Consider the following 8,775-nt stretch of genomic DNA (forward strand, 5'->3'; position numbering starts at 1 on the left):
CCCCTACCTCCCCTACCTCCTGCCTCCTGCCTCCTGCCTCCTGACTCCTTGAACTCCTGACTCCTTGAACTCCTGACTCCTTGAACTCCTGACTCCTTGATCTCCTTGATCTCCTTATGAAAAAACCAAAAGTTATTTTTTTAGATGCTGTAGGTACACTATTTGGTGTTAAAGGTACTGTAGGGGCAATTTATAGTCAAATAGCCCAGGAATTTGGCGTTACAGTTGCCCCAGAAATTTTAAATAAAGAATTTTTTAAAAGCTTTAAAGCAGCACCACCACCGATATTTCTTGATCCAGATATTAAAGATATTCCCCAAAGAGAATTTGACTGGTGGCGCATCATCGCCCTCAATACCTTTGAAGGTGCAGGGGTACTCAGGGAATTTTCTGATTTTTCAGCTTTTTTTAGCGAACTTTATATACACTTTGGTACTGCTGAACCTTGGTTTGTTTATCCAGATGTACCCCTAGCTTTAGTGAACTGGCGACGGTTGGGAGTTGAGTTGGGTGTTTTATCTAACTTTGATTCTCGGTTATACTCAGTATTACAAAGCTTAGGACTCAGAGACTATTTTAAATCTATTACCATTTCTACCCAAGTACATACAGCTAAACCAGATCCAGAAATTTTTAACATAGCTTTACAAAGTCATAACTGTTCACCAGAAGAAGCATGGCATATTGGCGACAGCATTACAGATGACTATCATGGCGCAAGAAAGGCTGGTTTAAGGGGTATTTGGATTAACCGCCAGTAAAATTATTAAATAACTCACCAAATTTACCAGTATCAAATTAACTTTAAACATAGTTAATATTACTGTACTAGATCAGTTATTTATAGGTTAGCTTGTAATATATAGAACTTCAGGTTATGTAAAAATAAAGTAATTTTTTTACTAATTTTATCTATATTTGCCAATATAGTAGTAAAAAAATACATTTTTTACATAATTATCAGTAAATTGACCCCCTTAAACTAATGACCAGAACTTTATCGGAAATTTGGCAACAATTGCAACAAGCTTTTTCAGTACAAGCTAGTCTGAATACCACAACAGATACAGGTAAAGCAATTTTAGCAGCGACACAAAGTATTCACGAACAAAATGTCAGTTTAGAAGTCATCAAACCTGTACTAGAAAACTCATCTTCATTATTAGATGTGCTATCTTTACCGTTAGCAGAGATAGTAGGTAAAGAGTTATCTTATGTATCTCTTGGTGTTAACTTGTTAAAGTTATACGCTGATATAACTCAACAATGTCCTGCTTTAGAAGAATGTGTATTAATAGTTAGCCAAGTTGCTTATTTACAAAGCATCAGAGATATTTTGGCTTTATACCCTTTCATAAATTGGGATACTAACCTAGATAACCTGGAAGAATTTAAAACAAAATTGCACATTATTAATGATATTGAATTAGATGAAGAAACTGCTAAAAATACAATTTCCTGTTTTCATGAATCAGAGTTAGCAGCAGCATTTAATCAAATATTATCAGCTAGATTAATAGCCCCAAACATCACAAAGTTTTTAGTCAATCTTTTGACAAAAAGAGTTGCTTTTAATACTCATCGCTATATTATTAATACCTGGATAGATGCAGATGATATCATCCAGGATTTAATTGCAAATTCCTGTGTAGAATGGCAGCAAGAACAACAAATAATTATAGGTATTGAAGAATATTTGAAAGAACATATTGCAACACAGCCATTAGCTAAAGTATTTGATCAAAGCTACTCTTGGAAAGATATTTATATTCCTCTTACAGTCGAACCTTTCGGTCAAAAAGTCAATCCTTTAGATATAGAAACATGGGCAAAAGGAGTTATCCTCAATCAACAAAAATTAGAACAAGTAATGTTGATAGAAAGTCAACCAGGAAGGGGTAAAAGTGTTTTCTGTCAGATATTTGCTGACTGGGTATGGCAACATTTACATCCTTTATGGACACCAATTTTAATTCGTCTAAAAGATATTCATACTGTTTACTCTGCTTTTTCTTTAGAGAAAACTTTGCAAGCAGAATTGAAAGTTAGTTGCCATCAAACTAACGAGACTAATGAGAATTTATTGCATAATAAAAATACGCGATTTATATTTATTTTGGATGGTTTTGATGATTTGCACATTGATTTAGAGGAATTTATTCAACAAGTAGCCGCATTTCAAAAGAAATGTAAAAATCAAGCTGAAATGGGGCATCGCGTTTTGATTACTGGCAGAACCAACACGCTAAAATATATTACTAATTTACCCCATAATTTAGAGCGCGTAGAAATCCTAGAAATGGATAGAAAAATCCAAGAAAAATGGTTAAAAAAATGGGCTTTGTTGCCAGAAAACCAAGTACAAAAAATAGATTTAGATGATTTTTTATCTAGTAAAAAATGTCCATCAACCATTAAAAAATTAGCAGTTGAACCACTTTATCTGCATTTATTAGCCTTGATGTATCGAGATGAAAAATTGGCATTCAATAAATTAGAACAAGCTAATAAAAGAACTGCAAAAGTGGTAATTTGGCAAGAGTTTGTCAATTGGTTAATAGCCAAACAAAAACTCACTTTAGATGATAGCGAAGTCAATAATCAAGAATATCAAAATTACCAATCATACCTACAAAATCTTCTCACAGAAACTGCTGTTGCTGTTGTCCAGTCTGGCGGTGTATTTGGTTCTGTGTCAATGATCAAATCCCGGTTACAAGAACCACAAACAGATATTCCCGCAACCTTAAATCAGTTCTACTTTATTCCTGCTCAAAAACAAGAAGACAAGATTGAATGTTATCATAAAACATTTAGTGAATTTCTGTTTGCTGAAAAGTTAACCAAATCGCTACAATATTGGTCAAGATTTAATCTTGATGATCAAGAGCAAATTCAAGAAATGAACTGGCAAATTTATGATTTGCTAGGATTTGGAAAAATCAATTCAGAAATCGTTGAATATGTAATTGGGTTACTCACACAAGTTTCCGATTTATATTGGATTAATCTATTTAAGGTGTTAGAGAACTTTTACAATAACTGGTGTCAAGGAAAATTCATTGATACCCCAGAAGCAACTTTAGCCCAAACCAAGCTAAGAGAATTACAACAATACAGCGAAAATGACAGGATTGAAAATTTAGGTCAACGCCAAATAGATATCTATGCAGGTTTGAATGTCATGATTTTGCTGTTAGAAATACAGCGATATGCCCAAGAACATGATGTATTAAAAGAATACATAATTTTCTATCCATCAGGAGAAACCCAAGGAGATAATTTAACATCAGATTTGCAGCGACTGATTAACTACTGTAATTGCTTGCGGGGAGATAGTTTTAAAAGTATAGTGGGACAATTTTTCAGTGCTACACATCTTAGAGCTACTTACCTCTTTCAAACAGACTTGAGTTGCACAGACTTGAGCCAAGCAGACCTCAGCCGTGCAGAACTTAGCCGCAGCTATTTATTGCAAACAAACCTCAGTCATGCCTACTTGATAGGAGCTAAATTGATTCAAGCTGACTTGCGTGGTGCTAATCTCAGCGGTGCTAATCTGATTCGTACTGATCTGAGAGGTGCAGACTTAAGTAATGCTAACCTGCAAGATGCAGACTTGAGCCGAGTAGACCTAAGTGGTGCTAATTTGAGAGGTGCTAACCTTAGCGGTGCATACCTGATTGGTGCTAATTTTGGTGATGAATTGTTTGGTTATATCCGCTGGGATAAAAATACTAACTGGGAAGATGTGGACGGACTAGAAGCAGCTAAAAATCTGCCACCGACTTTAAAACAGCACTTAAAAATGGGTTAAACCTGAAAATAGCTGTAAATAGTTTCCTAGAATCAACAGGAATATTAAGATAAGACGCTAGGGATATTCTGTATAGACCGATATATACCAGGAGTCAGGAGTCGTAGGGGCGAAGCTTGAAGGCGACCAATGATCAATTTTATGAAAAGGCTATTTTTCTGCAAGGGCGAAGCATTCGGGCGACCAATGATCAATTTTATGAAAAGGCTATTTTCCGAATGCTTCGCCCCTACTTCGCCCGTACAGGAGTCAGGAGTAAAACCCTATTAGAGTGAGAGTTTCATGATTCATTGATGTCCTAACTACTCTGTCTACGGCTATATTTGAGAGTCTATCCCGTCATCCACTGTTTGTTGTTGAATCTATGAAGTCTTATTTAGCCGCCGCTATTCAAATGACCAGTGTGCCTGATCTAGAGAAAAATTTGGCACAAGCAGAAGAATTTATTGATCTGGCCGTGCGCCAGGGTGCTGAGTTAGTGGGTTTGCCAGAAAATTTCTCTTTTATGGGAGAGGAAAAAGATAAACTTGCCCAAGGAGATGCGATCGCCCAAACAACAGAGACATTTCTCAAAAAAATGGCGCAACGCTTTCAAGTTACTATCCTGGGCGGCGGCTTTCCTGTACCTGTAAATAGCACAGGTAAAGTTTACAATACGGCTTTACTTATTGATCCTAATGGTCAAGAACTTGCTCGCTACCACAAGGCACATTTATTTGATGTCAATGTCCCTGATGGTAACACCTATCAAGAATCTAGCACCGTTATGGCTGGTAAGGAATTACCCCCAATCTATTTTTCGGAAAACTTGGGTAATATTGGACTTTCTATTTGTTATGATGTCCGCTTTCCAGAATTATATCGGCATTTAGCAGATAAGGAAGTCCATGTTGTGTTTGTTCCTGCGGCTTTCACGGCTTTTACAGGGAAAGACCACTGGCAAGTATTATTACAAGCTAGGGCAATTGAAAATACTTGTTATGTCATTGCACCGGCTCAAACTGGTACTAACTATGCTCGTCGTCAAACCCACGGACACGCCATGATTATTGATCCTTGGGGTGTAATTTTAGCTGATGCGGGGGATAAACCAGGAGTGGCGATCGCTGAAATTAAACCTTCTCGTTTGGAACAGGTGCGCCGTCAAATGCCATCTTTACAGCATCGAGTCTTTTAGCAAATTAGATCCCCGACTTCTTGAAGAAATTGGGGATCTAGCTACAAATATCAATGATCAAAATTGAGTTTTCATACCTTCGGTGTAAATATTATCTAGGGTTTGCTGAAAAAAAACCGGGAACCACAAACGCCCCCGGTTTATTTATCTATAGGTATAGCAAGGCTATACCCTATTTTATTTTTGAGAAAAAATTAAACTTTAGCAGCAGCTTTCATTACTAATTCGCCTTTAGCGTATTTAGCAGCAAACTCTTCTAAAGAAACTTGTTTGATCTTGCTTGCATTACCAGCAGTTCCAAACTGTTGATAACGGTCAGCACAAACTTTTTGCATATACTTAATCGAAGGCTTCAAGAAATGACGAGGATCAAATTCCTTGGGACCTTTAGCCAAAGCTTCACGTACAGCCGCAGTGATAGCCAAACGGTTATCAGTGTCAATATTTACCTTACGCACACCACTCTTGATACCTTTTTGAATTTCTTCAACAGGTACGCCGTAGGTTTCAGGAATAGCACCACCAAACTCGTTGATCAATGCAATTAAATCTTCGGGTACAGAAGAAGAACCGTGCATTACCAAGTGGGTGTTAGGTAAACGGCGGTGAATTTCTTCAATGCGGCTGATCGCTAAAATTTCGCCAGTGGGTTTACGGGTAAATTTATAAGCACCGTGGCTAGTGCCAATAGCAACAGCCAAAGCATCTACTTGGGTAGCTTCTACAAACTCAACAGCTTGATCAGGATCGGTTAACAATTGAGAATGATCCAGAGTACCTTCAAAACCGTGGCCATCTTCAGCTTCACCAGCACCGGTTTCTAAAGAACCTAAACAACCTAACTCACCTTCAACGCTCACACCCAAAGAGTGAGCAACATTGACAACTTCTTTGGTGACAGCAACGTTATATTCAAAGCTGGCAGGAGTTTTAGCATCAGCTTCCAAAGAACCATCCATCATCACGCTGGTGAAGTTGTTCTTGATAGCTGAATAGCAGGTAGAAGGAGCATTACCATGATCTTGGTGCATGACAATGGGAATATGAGGATAGGTTTCTACCGCTGCCAAAATCAGGTGGCGCAGAAAGTTTTCACCAGCGTAGTTACGAGCGCCGCGAGAAGCTTGTAAAATTACAGGGCTATCTGTTTCATCGGCAGCTTTCATGATTGCTTGAATCTGCTCTAAGTTGTTAACGTTAAAAGCAGGGATACCGTAACCGTTTTCAGCAGCATGATCCAAAAGTAGCCGCATAGGTACAAGCGCCATAGATAGTCCTCCTAATGTGTTTGTCAGCTAATCAGTTTTAGACAGGCGTAATGTTTACGCTAATCTTAAGAGTTTTTTCAACTTATAGGAAATTATATCTAGTATGGGGTGTTTATGTTGAAAAAGTTTGCGGTCTTACTCTATCAAGGTAATCTATAGTTTCCATGTACTGTTGTCATATTAGCTACTGTCAACAGTGTTGGTTTGGTAGGCTAGGTGACTGGTGACTAGTGACTGGGAATAATGGATCTGTTGTTTGCTTCCTAACTCGCCACTTTTGACTTTTGACTTTTGACTTCCCCAAGGGCGCTCCTGTTTCCTTGCTGACTACAGCAGTTTTCATGTCTTTAGACCACAGTCAGGGCGAAGCATTCGGATGATAGTCTTAGGTAAAAACCGATAATTAATTGTCCGAATGCTGATGCTTCCAGCACGCTTCGCGAACGCCCCTACATTTTTGAAGCGAAACCTAAATCAAAATGTGGTTTATTTACCTGAAAATAGCTGTAATGCCAAAATTACGATCGCATAAGGTAACATCAACAAAAATTGATAGGGAATATTTGCACCCAAGGCTTGTATTCTCATGGATATCAAGCTTTGGATCGGGTTCAATCTAGCGCAAATCAAGTAAACTTAACTAAATTGTTGTGCATAAAACCGCGCATATCTTCCTTCTAATGCTAACAATTCTTCATGATTTCCTGATTCGACAATTTGCCCTTTTTCTAAGACTAATATGCGATCGCATTTTCTCACTGTTGATAATCTATGGGCAATAATTAACACCGTGCGATTTTCCATTAATCTTTCTAAAGCCTCCTGTACTAAGGCTTCTGACTCGGAATCTAAGGCTGATGTTGCTTCATCCAGTATCAAAATTTGCGGATTTAAGAGTACAGCACGGGCGATCGCTATTCTCTGTCTTTGTCCTCCTGATAAGTTTACACCTCTCTCACCTACCCAAGTTTGATAACCTGCGGGTAATTGCATAATAAATTGATGAGCGTTAGCGATTTTTGCAGCTTCTTCGACTGCTGTCATCTCAAAGTTTTCTTGTCCAAAAGCAATATTTTGAGCGATAGTTCCTGAAAACATAATTGTTTCTTGGGGAACAATACCAATTTGTTTTCTTAAACTATTTAATGTTACATCTTTAATATTAACATCATCTATAAAAATATCCCCAGATTCAGGATCATAAAACCTTGGTAATAAATTCACAAATGTAGTTTTTCCCGCACCAGAAGCACCGACAAGTGCAATAGCTTCTCCTGGATTTACTAATAAGCTAATATTATTTAATACCAGTTCACCAGGTTTATAAGAAAAACTTACATCACGATATTCAACTTTACCATTCACATCAGGAAGGGTAATAGAAATTGGGTTTTCTAATACCGTCGGTTGAATAGCTAATAACTCAAAAACCCGATCAACAGAAGCCTCACCTTGTTTAAATTCATTATAATTATTGGTAGTATGACCGATAGGATCAATTAGCAAAGCTGCTGCTGCTAAATAACTGAAAAATTCACCTACCGTTAAATTATTTTGGGAAATTTGCCAAGCTCCCACCATCAACAAAGATAAAGCACTGACAGCTTCTAAAAAACCGACAATGGGAATTTGTATTGCTTTTAATCTTTCGGCGGAATATTTAGCTTTTAAAGTTCTTTCTGCTTCATGACTAAATCTATTAATTTCGTAAGTTTCTGCTGCAAAAGCTTGAATTAAACGAATCCCACTAAAAACTTCTGTTAAAATAGCTGATAAATCAGAAATTCGGTTTTGACTTTTGAGCGAAAATTTGCGTAAACGTTCCCCAAACCAACCAATTAAAATTCCCATAATTGGCGCTACAATTACCGTAGCTAGGGTAAGTTGCCAATTTAAATAAATCATGTAAATGGGAATAGCAATTAGTTGTAAAACACAGGGAATCAAATCATGAAACACCTTATTTACAACTTCCCCAACTCGGTCTACATCTTCTGTTAACCTATAAGATAAATCTCCAGCTTTTGCAGTTTCAAAATAACTGAGATTGAGTTTTTGTAAGTGGGTATAAACCTGTTGACGGAGATAAAAAGCAACCCTTAAAGCTGCCTTAGCCATATATAAATCTTGTACAGATTGAAAAAACCCCCGCACAAGAAATACTAAAGCACAAAATCCCGTTAATTGAGCGATCGCCACTACATTACCCTGTCCAAAGGGAACTGCTAATTTACCTGCAAGATTAATTAGCGTTAACGTAGCTAAAACATAGCCTATAATACCCACAAATCCCTTAGAAATAGTTTCCCATTGTTTGCGGATATAGGGTAAAAGTAACCAATAATTAGAACGATTTTTAGTCATTAGTCATTAGTCATTAGTTATTAGTTATTGGGTTATTCATCCTCCCAGTCACCAGTCCCCAGTCACCAGTCACCAGTCACCAGTCACCAGTCACCAGTCCCCAGTCCCCAGTCACCAGTCACCAGTCACCAGTCACCAGTCCCCAGTCC

The 8,775-nt window shown here is 37.7% G+C and carries 6 protein-coding genes and 1 pseudogene; 3 read left to right on the forward strand and 4 right to left on the reverse strand.

Annotated features, from left to right (window positions below; translation table 11 throughout):
- Positions 1-116 precede the first annotated feature (116 nt).
- From H5968_RS23925 to H5968_RS23935, 3 genes are all read left to right on the forward strand, one after another.
- On the forward strand, positions 117-761 hold the full coding sequence (locus H5968_RS23925) for an HAD family hydrolase (RefSeq protein WP_187041936.1): 645 nt from the start codon (positions 117-119) through the stop codon (positions 759-761).
- A gap of 224 nt (positions 762-985) precedes the next feature.
- Positions 986-3,817 (forward strand): NACHT domain-containing NTPase, encoded by a 2,832-nt coding sequence (locus tag H5968_RS23930; RefSeq protein WP_187041937.1) that lies wholly within the window; start codon positions 986-988, stop codon positions 3,815-3,817.
- 364 nt (positions 3,818-4,181) lie between these two features.
- The gene (locus H5968_RS23935; protein ID WP_137668441.1) at positions 4,182-4,994 is read left to right on the forward strand and encodes a carbon-nitrogen hydrolase family protein; all 813 of its coding nucleotides are present in this window, start codon (positions 4,182-4,184) and stop codon (positions 4,992-4,994) included.
- 194 nt (positions 4,995-5,188) lie between these two features.
- On the opposite strand, the gene fba is transcribed toward H5968_RS23935, so the two are convergent.
- The 4 genes and pseudogenes from fba to H5968_RS23955 all read right to left on the reverse strand — a co-directional run bounded on the left by fba (position 5,189) and on the right by H5968_RS23955 (position 8,626).
- Positions 5,189-6,262, reverse strand: coding sequence for a class II fructose-bisphosphate aldolase (gene fba / locus H5968_RS23940; protein WP_096567579.1), 1,074 nt, complete (start codon positions 6,260-6,262; stop codon positions 5,189-5,191).
- A gap of 190 nt (positions 6,263-6,452) precedes the next feature.
- Positions 6,453-6,605 carry a hypothetical protein gene (locus tag H5968_RS23945; RefSeq protein WP_162501917.1) on the reverse strand — a complete coding sequence of 51 codons (153 nt, stop codon included), beginning with the start codon at positions 6,603-6,605 and terminating at the stop codon, positions 6,453-6,455.
- Between the two features lie 143 nt (positions 6,606-6,748).
- Positions 6,749-6,856, reverse strand: a pseudogene (locus H5968_RS23950) (ABC transporter permease); the annotation flags it as partial.
- 42 nt (positions 6,857-6,898) lie between these two features.
- Positions 6,899-8,626: an ABC transporter ATP-binding protein gene (locus H5968_RS23955; protein ID WP_137668442.1), complete on the reverse strand. Its 1,728-nt coding sequence runs from the start codon at positions 8,624-8,626 to the stop codon at positions 6,899-6,901.
- Between the last annotated feature and the right edge of the window lie 149 nt (positions 8,627-8,775).

The sequence above is a fragment of the Sphaerospermopsis sp. LEGE 00249 genome (assembly GCF_014299995.1).
In the GTDB taxonomy this organism is placed as follows: Bacteria; Cyanobacteriota; Cyanobacteriia; order Cyanobacteriales; family Nostocaceae; genus Sphaerospermopsis; species Sphaerospermopsis kisseleviana.